This is a genomic window from Bradyrhizobium australiense (genome assembly GCF_013114825.1).
GTDB classification, from domain to species: Bacteria; Pseudomonadota; Alphaproteobacteria; order Rhizobiales; family Xanthobacteraceae; genus Bradyrhizobium; species Bradyrhizobium australiense.
The window spans coordinates 107,298-122,560 of the sequence record NZ_JAAVLX010000002.1 but is presented as its reverse complement, the minus strand read 5'-3'; the positions used below and the strand labels follow the sequence as shown (position 1 = coordinate 122,560).

The 15,263-nt window shown below is 61.0% G+C and carries 18 protein-coding genes and 1 tRNA gene; 11 read left to right on the top strand and 8 right to left on the bottom strand.

Annotated elements, in window-relative coordinates; genetic code table 11:
- Window positions 1–15: 15 nt before the first annotated feature.
- On the bottom strand, window positions 16–687 hold the full coding sequence (locus tag HCN58_RS04200) for a hypothetical protein (protein ID WP_171578118.1): 672 nt from the start codon (window positions 685–687) through the stop codon (window positions 16–18).
- A 287-nt stretch (window positions 688–974) separates the two neighbouring features.
- Between HCN58_RS04200 and HCN58_RS04195 the strand changes: the two genes are divergently transcribed.
- On the top strand, window positions 975–2,561 hold the full coding sequence (locus HCN58_RS04195) for a S10 family peptidase (protein ID WP_171578117.1): 1,587 nt from the start codon (window positions 975–977) through the stop codon (window positions 2,559–2,561).
- Window positions 2,562–2,713: 152 nt separating this feature from the next.
- Here HCN58_RS04195 and HCN58_RS04190 read toward each other — a convergent pair whose 3' ends face one another.
- Window positions 2,714–3,247 carry a tetratricopeptide repeat protein gene (locus tag HCN58_RS04190; RefSeq protein WP_171578116.1) on the bottom strand — a complete coding sequence of 178 codons (534 nt, stop codon included), beginning with the start codon at window positions 3,245–3,247 and terminating at the stop codon, window positions 2,714–2,716.
- Between the two features lie 258 nt (window positions 3,248–3,505).
- On the opposite strand from HCN58_RS04190, the gene HCN58_RS04185 reads away from it, so the two are divergent.
- The 5 genes from HCN58_RS04185 (at window position 3,506) to HCN58_RS04165 (ending at window position 7,091) form a co-directional block, all read left to right on the top strand.
- The gene (locus HCN58_RS04185) at window positions 3,506–3,808 is read left to right on the top strand and encodes a His-rich protein BRANT (RefSeq protein ID WP_171578620.1); all 303 of its coding nucleotides are present in this window, start codon (window positions 3,506–3,508) and stop codon (window positions 3,806–3,808) included.
- 232 nt (window positions 3,809–4,040) lie between these two features.
- Entirely contained in the window at window positions 4,041–4,436 is a 396-nt protein-coding gene (locus HCN58_RS04180; protein WP_171578619.1) for a hypothetical protein, read from the top strand.
- Between the two features lie 150 nt (window positions 4,437–4,586).
- The gene (locus HCN58_RS04175; protein ID WP_171578115.1) at window positions 4,587–5,627 is read left to right on the top strand and encodes an alpha/beta fold hydrolase; all 1,041 of its coding nucleotides are present in this window, start codon (window positions 4,587–4,589) and stop codon (window positions 5,625–5,627) included.
- Window positions 5,628–5,949: 322 nt separating this feature from the next.
- Window positions 5,950–6,663: an outer membrane protein gene (locus HCN58_RS04170; RefSeq protein ID WP_171578114.1), complete on the top strand. Its 714-nt coding sequence runs from the start codon at window positions 5,950–5,952 to the stop codon at window positions 6,661–6,663.
- A 188-nt stretch (window positions 6,664–6,851) separates the two neighbouring features.
- Window positions 6,852–7,091, top strand: a complete 240-nt coding sequence (locus HCN58_RS04165; protein WP_171578113.1) for a DUF6719 family protein — start codon at window positions 6,852–6,854, stop codon at window positions 7,089–7,091.
- An 85-nt stretch (window positions 7,092–7,176) separates the two neighbouring features.
- Here HCN58_RS04165 and HCN58_RS04160 read toward each other — a convergent pair whose 3' ends face one another.
- The 3 genes from HCN58_RS04160 to HCN58_RS04150 all read right to left on the bottom strand — a co-directional run bounded on the left by HCN58_RS04160 (window position 7,177) and on the right by HCN58_RS04150 (window position 8,636).
- Window positions 7,177–7,431: a hypothetical protein gene (locus tag HCN58_RS04160; protein WP_171578112.1), complete on the bottom strand. Its 255-nt coding sequence runs from the start codon at window positions 7,429–7,431 to the stop codon at window positions 7,177–7,179.
- 344 nt (window positions 7,432–7,775) lie between these two features.
- Complete coding sequence (locus HCN58_RS04155; RefSeq protein WP_171578111.1) at window positions 7,776–8,198, bottom strand: hypothetical protein; 423 nt, start codon at window positions 8,196–8,198, stop codon at window positions 7,776–7,778.
- A 192-nt stretch (window positions 8,199–8,390) separates the two neighbouring features.
- On the bottom strand, window positions 8,391–8,636 hold the full coding sequence (locus HCN58_RS04150) for a hypothetical protein (RefSeq protein ID WP_171578110.1): 246 nt from the start codon (window positions 8,634–8,636) through the stop codon (window positions 8,391–8,393).
- Between the two features lie 466 nt (window positions 8,637–9,102).
- On the opposite strand from HCN58_RS04150, the gene HCN58_RS04145 reads away from it, so the two are divergent.
- Window positions 9,103–10,206 (top strand): alpha/beta hydrolase family protein, encoded by a 1,104-nt coding sequence (locus tag HCN58_RS04145; RefSeq protein ID WP_171578109.1) that lies wholly within the window; start codon window positions 9,103–9,105, stop codon window positions 10,204–10,206.
- Window positions 10,207–10,225: 19 nt separating this feature from the next.
- Here HCN58_RS04145 and HCN58_RS04140 read toward each other — a convergent pair whose 3' ends face one another.
- A complete protein-coding gene (locus HCN58_RS04140) occupies window positions 10,226–10,765 on the bottom strand; it encodes a MarR family winged helix-turn-helix transcriptional regulator (RefSeq protein WP_171578108.1) in 540 nt (179 codons plus the stop codon).
- Window positions 10,766–11,148: 383 nt separating this feature from the next.
- Here HCN58_RS04140 and HCN58_RS04135 point away from each other — a divergent pair, with 383 nt between their 5' ends.
- Both HCN58_RS04135 and HCN58_RS04130 read left to right on the top strand, forming a co-directional pair.
- Window positions 11,149–12,687, top strand: a complete 1,539-nt coding sequence (locus HCN58_RS04135; RefSeq protein ID WP_171578107.1) for a porin — start codon at window positions 11,149–11,151, stop codon at window positions 12,685–12,687.
- Between the two features lie 188 nt (window positions 12,688–12,875).
- Window positions 12,876–13,217: a DUF3551 domain-containing protein gene (locus HCN58_RS04130; protein ID WP_171578106.1), complete on the top strand. Its 342-nt coding sequence runs from the start codon at window positions 12,876–12,878 to the stop codon at window positions 13,215–13,217.
- Between the two features lie 186 nt (window positions 13,218–13,403).
- On the opposite strand, the gene HCN58_RS04125 is transcribed toward HCN58_RS04130, so the two are convergent.
- Both HCN58_RS04125 and HCN58_RS04120 read right to left on the bottom strand, forming a co-directional pair.
- Window positions 13,404–13,478, bottom strand: a tRNA-Thr gene (locus HCN58_RS04125).
- A gap of 174 nt (window positions 13,479–13,652) precedes the next feature.
- Window positions 13,653–14,099: a hypothetical protein gene (locus tag HCN58_RS04120; RefSeq protein WP_171578105.1), complete on the bottom strand. Its 447-nt coding sequence runs from the start codon at window positions 14,097–14,099 to the stop codon at window positions 13,653–13,655.
- 268 nt (window positions 14,100–14,367) lie between these two features.
- Between HCN58_RS04120 and HCN58_RS36705 the strand changes: the two genes are divergently transcribed.
- Both HCN58_RS36705 and HCN58_RS04115 read left to right on the top strand, forming a co-directional pair.
- A complete protein-coding gene (locus HCN58_RS36705) occupies window positions 14,368–14,493 on the top strand; it encodes a hypothetical protein (RefSeq protein WP_283814529.1) in 126 nt (41 codons plus the stop codon).
- A gap of 50 nt (window positions 14,494–14,543) precedes the next feature.
- Window positions 14,544–15,239 (top strand): sulfite exporter TauE/SafE family protein, encoded by a 696-nt coding sequence (locus tag HCN58_RS04115; protein WP_171578104.1) that lies wholly within the window; start codon window positions 14,544–14,546, stop codon window positions 15,237–15,239.
- The last annotated feature ends 24 nt before the right edge of the window (window positions 15,240–15,263 follow it).

Genomic DNA, 15,263 nt, shown 5'->3' with positions numbered 1-15,263 from the left:
CCGGGCCTGGCACGACTATTCCAGCCGCAATAGCCGGCCGACGATCGGCGTCGCGCCGGGTTTGGCCTGCGCATCCACCCGGAACACGATTTGCGATGACTTGAACGAGGCGGCGTAGAGGCCGCCGGGAGCCAGCGCGACGTTCTCGCTGGCGAAATCGACGAACCGTCCCTTGAGCTGGGTGCCGCCGAGGTCGATCTGCTGTCGCTCGCCCGCGACATCGAGGCGCCGAATGATCAGCTTGCCGCGTCCCTTGGCCTCCACCAGTGGCGAGGCGCCGTAAAGAGTAAGCTGCGGCTGTGGAAAGGAAACCGCCTTGTTGTTGTCGACGCTGCGCAGCACGGTGGCAGCGACGCCACTGGTTTCGCGCGTGGTCACATTGGCCTGGTTGGAATCGCAATTCGTTTTCTCGGCCTTGACCTCGGCAAGGTGAACGGCGCTCTCCTCGGTGCCGACGACGACGGTGCCGGCGCCGCTGATCGTCTCGCGCCGGCATGACTTCAGATAGCTCAGAATGATAGAGCCGCCGTCGCCGATCTTGATGACCGCTTTCGGCGTTACGTAGTCCATGAATTCCGCACCGGTGACTTTGCCCTGAACGTCTTCGACCACCGCGGCCGGCGAATCTGCGGCCGCCGGAGAAGCCAGCGCCAGCAGGCCGAGACAAACAGCAATCGAACGTTTCATTATAAGACCCCATTGAAGAGCGCAGGTTCGTTAGTCGCCCCAGCGCTTGAATGGTTTCATGGATAGATCAAAAATACCTGGCCGGTGCGCCGGCGGAACCGACCGATATCACCGATCGGTCGGCGAGGACAACCACCGGACGCACCGACCGCTTTCTCACGTGATGCTGTCGGGATTGTGATTTTCGAAAAGATTTCTCCTTGTTGTGCACCACGGCCTCATTATCGCAGTCTTACGGCAGAATCCGCGGGGCGGCCGGATCGTGGGGCGCGCAGGGAGCAAACGGCATGGCTTTTCGTTTCACAGCGGCGCGCGCCATGCGTCTTGCCGCCACCCTTCTGGTCGTATGTTGCATAAGCAGTGCGGGCGCCGAGGAGGCGAGTTCGCCGACCTCGCAGCAGCCTGCCGCGGCGACGCCGTCCCCGTCTCCTTCGGGCCAGAAGGGCGGAGCAGGGCGGGGCCCCGCGACGACTCCGTCGCCGGCACCCGAACAACATCGCCTGCCGCCGGATTCTACCACCCAGCAGACGCTGGCGCTGCCTGACCGGACTCTCAACTTCACCGCCACCGCAGGCTCGATCCGCGTGTTCGACGACAGGGGCGAGCCGCAGGCCGACATCGCCTATAACTCCTACCAGCTCGACAGCGCCGATCGCGCAAGCCGGCCGGTGACGTTTCTGTTCAATGGCGGCCCCGGCGCGTCCTCGGCCTGGCTGCAATTGGGCGCCGCCGGGCCATGGCGACTGCAGATCGGCGGCGATGGCGCGGTGTCGTCAGCCACTCCTGATCTGTTGCCCAATGCCGAGACCTGGCTCGACTTTACCGATCTTGTCTTCATCGATCCCGTCGGCACTGGCTACAGTCGCTTCGTCGCGTCCGCCGAGGACGTGCGCAAGCGATTTCTGTCTGTTGATGGCGATGTCAATTCGATTGCGCTCGTGATCCGGCGCTGGCTGGAGAAATACGATCGTCTATCGTCGCCGAAATTCGTCGCCGGCGAGAGCTATGGTGGCATTCGCGGGCCGAAGATCGTCCGCAATCTGCAGACGCAGCAGGGCGTCGGCGTGCGCGGGCTGATTCTGGTTTCACCTTTGCTCGACTTCCGCGATTTTTCCGGCTCCAGCCTGCTGCAATACAGTTACACGCTGCCGAGCATGGCGGCGGTGGCGCGTGAGGTGAGGGAAGCCGGCAGGGCGCCGCTGACGCGCGCCGATCTCGCCGACGTCGAACGCTACGCGCAGGGCGAATTTCTCACCGACCTCATCAAGGGGCAGGCGGACACACAAGCCGCCACGCGGCTCGCCGACAAGGTGGCGGCGCTGACCGGCATCGATCAGGCCGTGAGTCGCAGGCTCGCGGGTCGTTTCGAAGTCGGCGAATTCCGTAGGGAATTCGACCGCCGCAACGGCAGGGTGACTGGACGCTACGACGCCTCGGTCTTGGGCTTCGATCCCTATCCGGATTCGAATTCCGCGCATTTCGGCGATCCATCCGGCGATTCGCTGATGGCGCCGTTGACCAGTGCCGCGGTCGAACTCACCACCCGCAAACTCAACTGGCGGCCGGATGGTTCATACCATCTCCTCAGCGAGAGTGTGAACCGCTCGTGGGATTTTGGTCGCGGACCGGCCGAGTCGATTTCACAACTGCGCCAGATTCTCGCGCTCGACCCGAAGATGAAGCTGCTGGTCGGTCACGGACTGTTCGATCTCGCCACGCCCTATTTCGCGTCCAAGGTCCTTCTCGACCAGTTGCCAGCCTATGCCAGCCCGGATCGCGTCAAGCTCGTCGTCTATTCCGGCGGCCACATGTTCTATTCGCGCGACGGCGCGCGGAAGGCGTTCCGGTCGGAAGTTGAGGCGGTGATGAAGTGAGAGCAAAACAAAACCGGCGCAGTTTTTCCCACTGCACCGGTCATTGTCGTTCGTCATTGCGAGCGAAGCGAAGCAGTCCATATCGCGGCATAACGGATAGATGGATTGCTTTGTCGCTACGCTCCTCGTAATGACGCAGAGAGCATGGTGCCTCAGTAAACCAATCCCGTCCCCGGCGGCTTCTCCAGCGCCGCGGCGAGCGAGCGATATTCCTCGCTTGTCGTGCCGGTGAGCTGAGCGATCCGGTTCAGGTGATATTGCGCCTGATCGCGATTGCCCTGTTCGACCTGCCACAGGCCATAATATTGCCAGGTCTTGACGTGGTTCGGATCGGCCTTCAGCGCGCGCTCGTACCAGATCTGCGAAACCTTGTAGTCGCCGAGCTTGCGATAGGAATAGCCGATTAGGTTGGCGACGGCGGCCGAGTCGTCACGGCCGAGCGCCTTCAACTGCTCGATCGCCGATGCATAATCGTGCCGCTCGTAGATCGCGGCATAGGCGGCGCGGTAGCCGTCGGCGAATGCGGTTTGTTCGCTGCCCGGATGGGCTTCGCTGGATTTCTTCTTCTTCGGCGGCGGCGGCGGATCGTTATCGGGTGCTGCGTAGACGACGGTAACGACAGGGACTGCCGCAAGCGTGAGCGACAATATTGCGAGAGTCAAAAGCCTGATCGCTAGTTTATTCATGCATCTCTCCTGATGGCCGGCTCGGCGATCCTATACTGAAGGTCGCTGATGTGAACACCCGGCAGCCGCGAACATTCCCGTCCATGCACCTCGATTTTGTCAATTTTGCTTCGCCACGAAGATGTCATTCAGATGAACGGAGTCGAAAAGCCTGTTTCAGCGGGGGTTCAGAGCGCGGTCCCTAACGTCAGCTGCATGATCGGCGAGCCCGGCCATTCGACCGGAGATGCCCGCAGGTCCATGGAGAAGGAGACAACCATGCTCAAGACCATTTCTGCAGCGCTCGTTGCCGTTTCCGTTATCGCCGCGCCTGCGCTTGCTGGCACGCCGGCCAAGACCGCGCAGACCCCGGCCAACAAGACCGTCCAGGCTCCTGTGAACAAGACCACGCAGGCGCCCGCCGCCAAGGCGGAGCAGGGCAAGGCGAAAGCGCTGAATGCCAACGCGAGGATGGGCCGCCATCACAAGCACTACCGCCACCACAAGCACATCGGCCTGAAGACACAAGCGAAGCCTAACGTCGCGGTCAAGCATGTGACGTCGGCCGCGAAACGTAGCTGAATCTGATTCGCCGGCGCGCGCTTCGCCCCCATTGCCCCCGCGCCTGCGAATCTCAGGCCAGCCCACGTGCCATTTGCTTTGCTAATGCCGTGGGCTGGCGCGCGCTCAACTTTTCGAGAGCGGTATGCGCCGATAACCCAGTTGCGAATTCCCTTCTAGCGCTGATCGGTCTAAGAGACGGCGAACAGGCAGGGGAAGAGTTCGCTTGGGGCGTTCAGTCAAAATTGCGGCGATGATTTTGCTGCCGATCGCGCTTTCGGCCTGTGCGGCCAGCGACGACAGCAAGCCGATCACCTTTACCGAGGATCGCGGAGTTTCCAGCCAGCCTTTTCCGAAAAATTACCGTACCGAAGTGCTGGCGTTCCTGAAGACCTATCTCAACAATCCCGTCGGCGTGCGCGACGCCGTCATGGCCGAGCCGATTGAGCGCGTCGTCGGCGGGCGGCTGCGCTATGTCGTCTGTCTCCGGTTCAGCCCGCGCGAATCCGACGGCGGCTATCGCGAGCCGCGCGAACGCGCCATCCTCTTTGTCGACGGCCGACTCGACCGCATTATCGAAAACGCTGCTGAGCCCTGTGCAGGGCTGGCCTACGCGCCATTTGCGGAACTGGAGAAACTGACGCGCTAGATTCGCGCGTAGCCTGTGGCCTCCACACGTGGGTGTGATGCTTCGCGCCCACCCATATCGTATCCGTTTGTACCGAAACGGTTGACATCGGGCATGGCACGGTATTTACATCGCATACGATTTAATCGCATAAGATAGAGTGGAGGAGCCATGTCCCAGCCCATCCCTGAGCGCCGCCGCTTCCTCGGCGCCGCGGCCGCGACGCTCGCGGCCGCACCGTTCGCCGTGAGCGGCGCCCTTTTTGCGCAGTCGGGCGACGCGAAGCCCGGCGCGGGCAGGCCGAGCGCCCACACCTCGTTTGCCACGCTGAAGCAGGTCGAGGCCGGCGTCCTCAATGTCGGTTACGCCGAAGCCGGTCCCGCCGATGCTCCCGTCGTCATTCTCCTGCACGGCTGGCCCTACGACATTTACGCGTTCGTCGATGTGGCTCCCGTGCTGGCATCGGCAGGTTTCCGGGTCATCGTGCCGTATCTGCGTGGCTACGGAACGACGCGCTTCCTCGCAGCCGACGAGCCGCGCAATGGCCAGCAGGGCGCGCTCGCCATCGACGTCATCGCGCTGATGGACGCGCTCAAAATCGAGAAAGCGGTGGTGGCTGGCTTCGACTGGGGCGCCCGAACTGCCGGCATCGTCGCCGCGATCTGGCCGGAGCGCGTCAAGGCTCTGGTCTCGGTCAGTGGCTACCTGATTGGCAGCCAGGAGGCGAATGCTAGTCCGCTGCCACCGTCGGCCGAGCTGCAATGGTGGTACCAGTATTACTTTGTGACCGAACGGGGCCGGCTGGGCTACGAGAAGTATCGGCGCGAGTTTTCCAAGCTGATCTGGCAGCTCGCTTCGCCGAAATGGAATTTCGATGACGCCACCTTCGAACGCAGCGCGGCGTCGTTCGACAACCCCGACCATGTTGCCGTCGTGATCCACAATTATCGCTGGCGGCTCGGTCTTGCCCCGGGTGAGGCCAAATACGACGCGCTGGAAAAGCGGCTGGGCGAATTCCCCGTCATTACCGTGCCCACCATCACCCTCGAAGGTGACGCCAATGGCGCGCCGCATCCGGACCCGAAGGTTTACGCCAAGAAGTTTTCCGGCAGATACGCCCACCGGCTCATCACCGGCGGGATTGGACATAATCTGCCCCAGGAAGCGCCGCAGGCCTTTGCCGACGCTGTCGTCGAGGTGGCCCGCTCTTGACGGGACGGCCTTGCTGCTGCCAGCCGCGACGGCTGCCAGCACGGAGCCGTCTTCTGACGTTCCCCGGGACGGAACCGTGAACGAAATCAGATCACTTTTCGGCGAGGGCTGAACCTTGCCTTGGTCATCCCGGACATCGGCTAGGCGGGAAACCACCTCCTTAACCGCGGAAAAAGCCTTACGTGCGAGGGAACTAAAACGCTTTGTTGCTGTGCCGTCACAGTAGCGCGCCATCCGGTCGCGGGCGTTTGCCGCAAAGCAACCTAAATGAGGTCACGTTGTTTGGATTGGTATCCGCAATGTTCGTAACGGGGAAAGTACGATGAAGAAGATACTGCTCGGGGCTGCCGCGCTGGCCGTCATGGCGGCTCCAGCCTTTGCGGCCGACATGCCGCCCCGGCCGTACACCAAGGCGCCTGCCTATACCGCGCCTCAAGTCGTCTATAACTGGACCGGATTCTACATCGGCGGCCATGTCGGTGGTGCCTTCGCGGGCGACAACTCCCTGCAGGGCAGCGACGCCCGCTTCCTTGGCGGCGTGCAGGGCGGCTTCGACTACCAGTTCGCGCCGAACTGGGTACTGGGCGCCGAAGCCCAGTACAGCTGGCTGCCCAACAACAACAATAACGGCGTGCTGTTTCCGGGCGGGACGCTTGTGACCTCCAACACCGATCAGATCGGCTCGGTTACCGGCCGGCTTGGCTACACCTGGGGTCCGGCGCTGCTCTACGCCAAGGGCGGTTACGCCTGGCGCGACGGCAACAATCTCGGAGTGTCGGTGGCCGGCGCGCCGGCGGCCTTCACCACGAACGGCAACCACAAGGACGGCTATACGGTTGGCGGCGGCCTCGAGTACATGTTCGCCCCGAACTGGTCGGCCAAGGCCGAGTACCAGTATTACAATTTCGGCGACACGACCTTCACGTCAGGTCCCGCCGACATTGCCGGCCGCAGCTTCCGCAACGACGAGCACACCGCCAAGGTCGGTGTGAACTACCGCTTTGGCTGGGGTGGGCCGACTGCCCCCGGATATTGATACGGCTGATCGTATCGACACGAGAAGGCCGGCGTCGCGCCGGCCTTTTTGTAAGCGAATGCCGGAGCGGCCGCGTTGTCTGCCTCGCCGCGCGCGTGCTCCGCGTGGCAAAAAAATTTTCGCGGTGCACGCAACTTTTCGTCACGATGCGCTATTATGGTCTCGGCCGGCTGGTTGGACATCATAATATGCGTGCTTTTGCGTTAGGGCTGATCTTTTCCGCAGCGGCGTTTCCGTGCCTTGCTCAAACTATCCTGAAATCCGAACCGCTTATCCTTGCTCCATATGAAGTCGCCTTCGTGCAGGATCCCTCGTGCGGGGCCGGCAAGGTGCGCAAGGTAACGGGTGCGATCAGGGGACTGCAGCGGCGCAAGGCCTGTGTCACCCTTGCTTCGGAGCAGGCATCGCTGGTCTCGGCGACGCCGTAAGGTCCGACTTTCGGTCTCGGGTATGTCTCGGCGAACGAGACCCATCGCCGAGGCCCGTCGTGTGTCTGGCCGCTTGATGCCGGCCTTAAGACGCCAACTGCAATTCTGTTTGCGCTTCGCGCTCGGCGTCGGCCTTGTTTCGGGCGGGGTCTTCATGCGGCTCGAGCTGGCACGGCCTGATCTCGTAATCATGGTCCAGCACCGGACGGGGGGCAGTGTTGTCTTGCCCGGAGACTACATCGACGACGAGGCCGCTCTTCTGGGCGATCTTCCATACATCGGCCGCGGTCGGATAGGCCTTGCTCAGCTTGGCATCATTTGAGAACAGCGCGTAGGGCATTGTTAGCTCCGGTAAAAACGGTCAACGCGGAAGCGGGGGCCGGGTTTCAGGCTTGGCTGCCATGCGGCCATTCCACAGGGTGTTTCGGGAGCAAATTGGCTCGTTTCGGCGCATTTCCGTGGAGTCTCTGAGTCTTTAACGAGCCGTAAATTCCCGAAAAAAGAATCCCCGAGACTCGCCAGCCAGAATCGCCGGATGTTTCCGGCCATGAGAACGAGCCTCCAGACCTCCTGCGAGCGTGTCCAACTCACGCTGACCGTTTGCCTGCTGGCTGCTTGCGCAGCCAATATGGCGCTGGTCTATGCTTGGCTCTGAACATCGGGGCGGGGAACGCAACTCGGTGTCTACTTCGCCGGTCGCGCCGGGTGCTCGCCTTCCCGCAGCGCAGCGTGCACCTTAGCCATGGTCGCGGTGCAATAGGCCTCGCGCTCGCGGTTGAACCGCTCCTGGTGAGCGCGGAAACTAGCAACCCGCGCCTTGATCTCGGATTGGAAATCATCGGGCAGGCTGGGGTGCGGTACCGGAGCCGGCCTTGATATTTCGCTCGGTGCTTCCCTCGGCGCCTTTGCAACGGGCGTCGTTTCCGCCAGCAGGGCCTCCATGTCAGAAAGCGGCGGGGCCGAGCGGGTGGGTTCGGATGGCCCCACGGAGAGGACGGTGACCGATGTCGCGACCGTCTTCTCGGCCTCCGGCGGCTTGCCGGTCACCGATTGGACGAACGCCATCGTTTGCGCGATCAGGAGATCGCGTTCCCTCATCCATTTCATGAGACACCTCGGCCCAAGTCACTCCATCAAACGGCTTTTGTGGAATCAAGCGGCCGTGGAGGCGACGGGGGATAACTGCCGCTCTTTTGCGCGCAAGGTGACAAAACGGTGACAGTTCGGACCGCCAACGTGCACATGGCGCTTTGCGTGTCAGGTGATGGCGTCCGCAAGCGTGGTCGCGCGAAGCAAGATTTAACGATCACGCGGATTGGTGTTCGGGACAAAGGGCGCGCCGATCATGCGCACCGGCGGCTGGTCGCCGACATGGATGGTCCGCTTGTCGGCCGCCGGCGAACGCTCCACGCGGGCGGTTGTGCGGTCGGCGAACCGGACCGTATCGTCCGGCACAAGCAGCGTAGCTCCCGCCGCAATCGCCGAGGTGAACACCGCGACAATAGCGAGCAGCACCATATTGCAGTTTTCTTCGCGTATTCTCATGCCGGGAAAAACGTGACTGAGAGGGGTTGGTTCCTTCTCACCTGAAGGCTGAGTATAGGCCAAAGTAAACCATATAGTTGTGATTTGGCCGGGGGTTACGTTTGAAATTGCCATCTCGTCCAGACCAGGATGCTGCAGGCTGACGAATGCGCCAGATGCCGCTTCAGTGTCGTAAAACTACGGAGAAATGCGCATTAGGCAGGCGAATGGCCTGAAAAAGCAGCACGCGTGGCCATCAGATGAGGCCGACGAACTCTTTCCCCAGCTAAAGCGGGTTGCCATACATTTTTCGAGGCGCCACTCAGGCTACAGCTCCGGCTCGGCTAATGTGGCTGGCGCGGTTCGACCGAGGTAACCCTGTCTGCGGCAGGGAGCAGTAGGGGCTTGTCGGGTGTCGATTTCATGAATCAAATTATATACTATAAGTAATTTTATCAATTGATCTACATCAAGGTTTACATCTGATATGAAAATTCATTTTGGCCCGGGGGGCTGGGTCCAATGGCCGGACAGCGAAGAGTTTTCGATCGAGTTCATGAGGCTGCTCGGCATGGCCCAGGAAGGGGGCTCGCTGATCTCGGAATGCTTCCTTGTCGCAAGTCGCATTGACCCGAGGGATGGCGGCGATTCCTGGTATCGGGAATGGTTGAGGATGGCTGATATCAATAGGGAGCGCGCCAAGGCTGCCTTCGATCGCGGTCATGTGCTGACCGCACAAAGCAACTGGCTCCGCGCCATCAATTATTATCAAGCATCAGCGTTCGAGTTCGATGCTGCCGACAAGAAGCAGCAAAGCGTGCTCAGAACCATGCGAGCCTGCGCTCGCCGCTACATTGCGCATCTCACTCCCGCCGGCGAGGTCGTCGAGATTCCCTGGCTGGAAGGCTATCCGCTGGAAGCTTACTTCTTGCCGGCCCCGGCCGCTTCTCATCAAACCCCTGTCGTGGTGTGCATGGGCGATCCGGGGCATCGGAAGGAAGAATATCTCGTCAAGGTGGCGCGCTACGCCCGCGAGCGGGGAATGTCGCTGCTGGCCGTGGACCTCCTTGGATCCGGCAATGGCGCCAAATTCGATGAGGTAGTCGGTCATCCCGATCTGGAAACCACGGTAAGCCACGTGATGGATTACCTCACGACGAGGGACGACATCGACGAACACAGGATCGCAATTCTCGGCGACGGTTCGGGATCGTCCTTTGTGGCGCGTGGCGTCGCTCTCGACAATCGCTTTGCCGCCGCGGTTTGTGACGGCGGAATCTGGGACATGCACGAGCGCACCTTCTTGATGGACCGCCTCTCGCTGGGTAATTCCGTGTGCAAAGAAGGCGGCTGGCCGGGGCGAAAATTCCGCTGCCCGGTCCTGATTACCATGGGCGGGCAGGGCTGGCTCGAAGGCAACCATGTGACCGGTCTGTTCGAACGACTCAAGACCAGCAATCCCGACATTTCACTGAAGATCTTCGACAGCTCTGAAACTGCTGCCGCGCAGGGCCATCGCGACAATCCCACGCTCGCCAACGAGTTCATTTTCGACTGGATGGCCGATCGCCTTGTGTCGGTACCGGCCTAGCTCGTTACCGTCGGAGAGGTCATATGCCCATCGCTATCTTCAGGCTCGCCTTCTCAAGGCGGCCCTTCAGGGTCGCGAGTTTGCTGGTGAGCTCGCTGAGTTCACGGTCGCTGAATTCCGCGAAGACGAAGTTGTTAAGGGCCTCCTGCTCGGAGGCCAGGTTTGCAATGTGTTTATAGGTCTTATCCGTCAAGGACATCTGCACAACCCTTGCATCATCCGCCGACGTCCTCCGCCGCATGAAACCCTTCTTCTCGAGCATTTTCGACTGAGTCGTTACAAACGAGGGGTCTACGTGAAGCAACTTTGAGACGACCTTCACGGGGACGCCCTCGCCCTGATCCAGATCGGCCAGAGCCATCAGGATCATCCATTGCGGGCCGCTGATGCCGAGGGCTTTTGCCCAGAAATAACGGATCTCTTGGAGGTGCACGTTTATGGCGGCGATCTCCCAGGCGAGTTGCCTGGCGATGTCCTGATTCTTCCCGCCGAACTCATTCGACGCACCTTGCCTGCCGCGGCTCGACGAGTCCGATCCCTTGCGGAGTTCCTGTGCCATGGTTTCTCTCATTCCGAGTCAGCGTCTACTTACTTAACTGATTTACTAACAAAATCATTCGAGTGGCCGTCTTTCTTACGGTTCCCTAAACACGATTTTGCGAGCACCCGGTGTTGCCATGGCGACACAGTCGAACAGGATAGAGATAGCTGAGTATATAAAGTATTTTGATTAAGTAAGTTGCGCATGCATAGTTCCAAAGACGGTCGAGGGGGTCCTGGATCGTTCCGTTGCAGGTGGTTCGCTTAAGTCCCTCGCGTTCATGCGGGTGTGTCCGAAGACGCGAAACGACTGAGCGGTTTTTCGAAGGCGAGGGCGGATCTTTCCTGGGGGAACAGCCACAGGTCCGTCCTCGTCCTGACAGAGCAACTTGGAGGTTTAACATGACTATGATCAAGAGCCTTATCCTCGGCTCAGCGGCGGGTCTCATCGCCTTGAGTGGAGCGCAGGCTGCCGATCTTCCGATCAAGGCCAAAGCGGTCGAGTACGTGAGGATCTGCTCCCTGTACGGTGCTGGTTTCTACTACATTCCGGGCACCGACACCTGCATCAAGCTGGGCGGTTATATCCGCGCCGACGTTACGTTCAATGGTGGCAACTATGGCCAGCCGTCTTTTAGCGGCGACCTCGGCCAAGGCAATCGCTATCGCGACTACTTCAGCACCCGTTCGCGTATGCAGTTGAACGTCGATACGCGCACTGCCACCGAATACGGCGTTGTCCGCACCTTCGGTCTTGCCAACTTCAACTTCCAGAACCAGGGCACCAATAACCCGGCCGTTCTCAACGCGTTCCCGACGTCAGCCACACAGAGCCTTTTCGGAGTGGGCGGCGGCTACGTCAGCGTTGACCTGCTGTTCATCCAGTTCGCTGGTTTCACCTTCGGTAAGTCGGTTTCGGCCTACGCGACGCCGTGGCAGGCTTATCCGGGCAACAACAGCTCGTTCCTGTTTGGCGGTGCTGATTACGTTACCGGCGTCAACAACATCCAGTACACCGCGCAGTTCGGCAATGGCGTGTCGGCCACCATCGGTCTCGATGATCCGACCGTGTACAGCCGTACCGCTCTCCTGAACCTGGGCGCGGGTAACCCGGCGGGCGCTCTCACCGCTGGTTCGACGGCTTACGGCGGCACGCATGCTCCCGACATCGTCGGCAACATCCGCGTCGACCAGGCCTGGGGTCTGTTCCAGATTTCAGGTATGGCCCACCTCGTGAATGCTTCCTACAATACGCTTGCGGCGGGCGTGCCGACTGCGTTGTCGGAAATCTCCGGTCACCCCGAAGACAAGTGGGGCGGTGCGGTGATGGCTGCGTTGCAGATCAAGAATCTCCCGACCGGCCCCGGCGACGACATCAAGGTCGACGTCTCCTACTCCAAGGGTGTCACCAGGCAGGTGATCGCGGGCTCGAGCTTTGGGATGTTCGGCGGCACGGATCGTGCGGGTGCCTACCAGAGCGTCGGTTTCGGCCAGCTTGCTGACGGCGTGTATACCCCTGGTGTCACCGACGGCATCAAGCTGGTGGATTCATGGGGTATCCGTGGTGCGTTCAACCACAACTGGGATCCCTACTGGTCGTCCAGCCTGTTCGGCAGCTACGCTCAGGTGCGCTACGGTGGCAGCGCCTTGGATGTCACCTCGGCGAAGGGCGCGTGGTGCGCCAACTACACCGTCGGCAAGGCTCCGTCTTTGGACTATGCCTGCAACCCGGACTTCAACATTGCCCAGGTTGGTATGGTCACCCGTTGGACTCCCGTCAAGAACCTGACGTTCTCGGCTGAAGTCGGCGCGTTCTTCCTCGACCAGAAGATGACGGGAGCTGCCACCTTGGCGGCCGCGGTTCCCAAGCCGACCACCGTGTACGAGTTCAAGGACCAGAGCACCGTCTACCTGAACTTCCAGGCTCGGCGTAACTTCTGATCCTGATTGTTCGATCGGTCAGCAACAGAGTCCCCCAGCGGAAAACCGCTGGGGGATTTATTTTTGGTGTGCGCCTGTAGAAATCCGTCGCCGCCTGGAAGCGATCGCGGCGAAGACAATGAGGGCCCGCGGTTCCTTCTGACAGATATTGTATCAAGGGAAATGAGTTATCTCGCGGGCGCGGCGCGATGACGGTGTTTGCTTCGATCGCAATCATGCCAACGACCGCTCAAGCGCGGGACGATCCGTTTTGCATCAAGGGCGAATTCTGGCCGAGCACTGGCGGCGACTGCAGCTTCGGAACATACCAGCATTGCTTGGCGGAGGCATCGGGCCGCGGAGGTGCCTATTGCGATGCGAATTCTCGAACAAACGGACCAGGCGGTCCGGCTGAGCGTCGGTATGACTTCGCGGGAGTTTTGCCGCGCGAAATCGTGTTCATGGTGCCCATGCAAAAGCCCGGAAAACCCGGAACCGTCATAAATGTTATTTACTCAGGTAATTTTATAATGTACTGTGATGCTAGGTAGCCGGCAAATTCCTTGGCGGCCTCTTAGTCTCAAAGGAGACGCAAACTACTTTATGATAAACCTCCGAAACCTCCGGCAATGCCCTGCCGGAGGTTTTTCATTTTGGGCACCGCTATCCAGCGGACGGCAGGAAGGGAATCGCTCCCATCCCAATCGAACAGTGACCTGGCAGATTTTTGAATTCGATGGTGCCGGTTGAGAGGATTGAACTCCCGACCTTCGGTTTACAAAACCGCTGCTCTACCGCTGAGCTAAACCGGCGAATTGAAGCTATCGGGGAGCGTGAAATATCCCGCCCGCACGGGGCCGATCTTCGGCGGCTCGAATAGCAGACTTGGTCGCAAAGGGCCAGAACCTCAAGAACACGCCAGCGCACCTGAGGCACGAAAAAAGGCGGCCTTCCGGCCGCCTTTCCCGGACTCGATTTGCAATGTCCTATTGGCAGGGATGCCGCCGGCCGTCATCGCCGCGGAACCAGGTGCCGGGGGTGCAGACGAAGCCGTTGCGCCGGGCGTATTCGTCGCCGCCGATCGGGGCCCTGGCGGCGGCCACTGGGGCGGTGGCGATGGCTGCGGCGGTGCCGACCGCCCCGCCGACCACGCCGGCCGCGACATCGCCGGGCCAGAAGCCGCTGTCGTAGCGGTTATAGCTGTCCCGCCAGGTGCGATCCCGATACGCCTGATCCCGATAGGCCTGATCGCGATAGACCTGCCGCTGGTAACTGCCGGTATAGGGATTTCCCGGTCCCTTGTTCTGGCAGTTGGCGTTTGGATAAAATTGCGCGCAATAGCCGGGATCTCGGATGACCTCCTGCGCGGTGGCGGGGCTGGCGAGTGCGGACGCAAGCACCGCGGCAGCGGCGAGAATTCCGGATTTTGTCATGGGGGTATCTCCGTTGCAGGTATGCGAGCTAAGCGCCCCCGCTTCCGATCGTTCCGGTGTTCGCACTCCGGTTGAGTAAAACCGGCGTGATGCCGATCAACGGGAAGGCACCGGCCTTCGCGATTTTGGTTTTGCGATCCCCAAACCGGTGTGAAGTTCCGGGTCCTTCGCATTTGAAGATCAGGAAATTTGATTCAGCCGCGCGATGTCGACTGCCGCTGCCACGAGCTCAATCTGCGCGGCTATCTCGCAATTGACGAGAACGCTGTTGGAAAGCGACCGGGCGTGCTCCGCCGCCGACGGCTCGATCATGCGCACGGCGCTCTACAACGAGCAGCCCGACCGCCGCTCCTTGGCTTCGATGATCAGCCTGTTCAGTGAAGTCTTGACCTGACAAAGGCTTCGGCTTGGTGTTTGATCGAATCGTAGAAAGAGCAGGGACGTATGTTCGGAATTCTAGGGCTGGGATTTTTGCTGGGCATGCAGCATGCGCTCGAGGCCGATCATATCGCCGCCGTCTCCAGCATCGCCGCGCGCCGCAGCCATGTCGCCGATATCGTCAAGCACGGGCTGACCTGGGGGCTCGGCCATACGCTCACTCTGTTCGTCTTTGCCGGCGCCGCCATCCTGCTAGGTCGCGCGATCCCGGACGGTGTTGCAAGGCCGATCGAGACCGCCGTCGGCCTGATGCTGGTCGGCCTCGGGGCGCATGTGCTATGGCGGCTGTGGCGCGACCGCGTGCATTTTCATCAACACGGTCATGGCGACGGCACGGTGCATTTCCATGCCCATAGCCATGCCGGCGAAACCACGCCGCATGCCCGCGCCGCCCACATCCACGAACATGGTTTCCGCTGGCGGACCCTGCTGGTCGGCCTGATGCACGGCATGGCGGGCTCGGCCGCACTTCTGGTGCTCGCGGTCACGCAGGCTTCCAGCCCCGCCGTCGGGCTCGGCTACATCGCGCTTTTCGGGATCGGCTCGATGATCGGCATGGGTGCGCTGTCGATGGCGATCGCGGTGCCGCTTGCGGTCTCCGCCCGCTGGCTCACCTGGGCCAATCGTGGTTTGCAGGGCGCGGTCGGGCTGGCGACCGTCGCGATCGGAATTATGACGGTGGTCGAGACGGTGCTGGCCTGACGCGGGATCGCCTCTGCGTTAGGG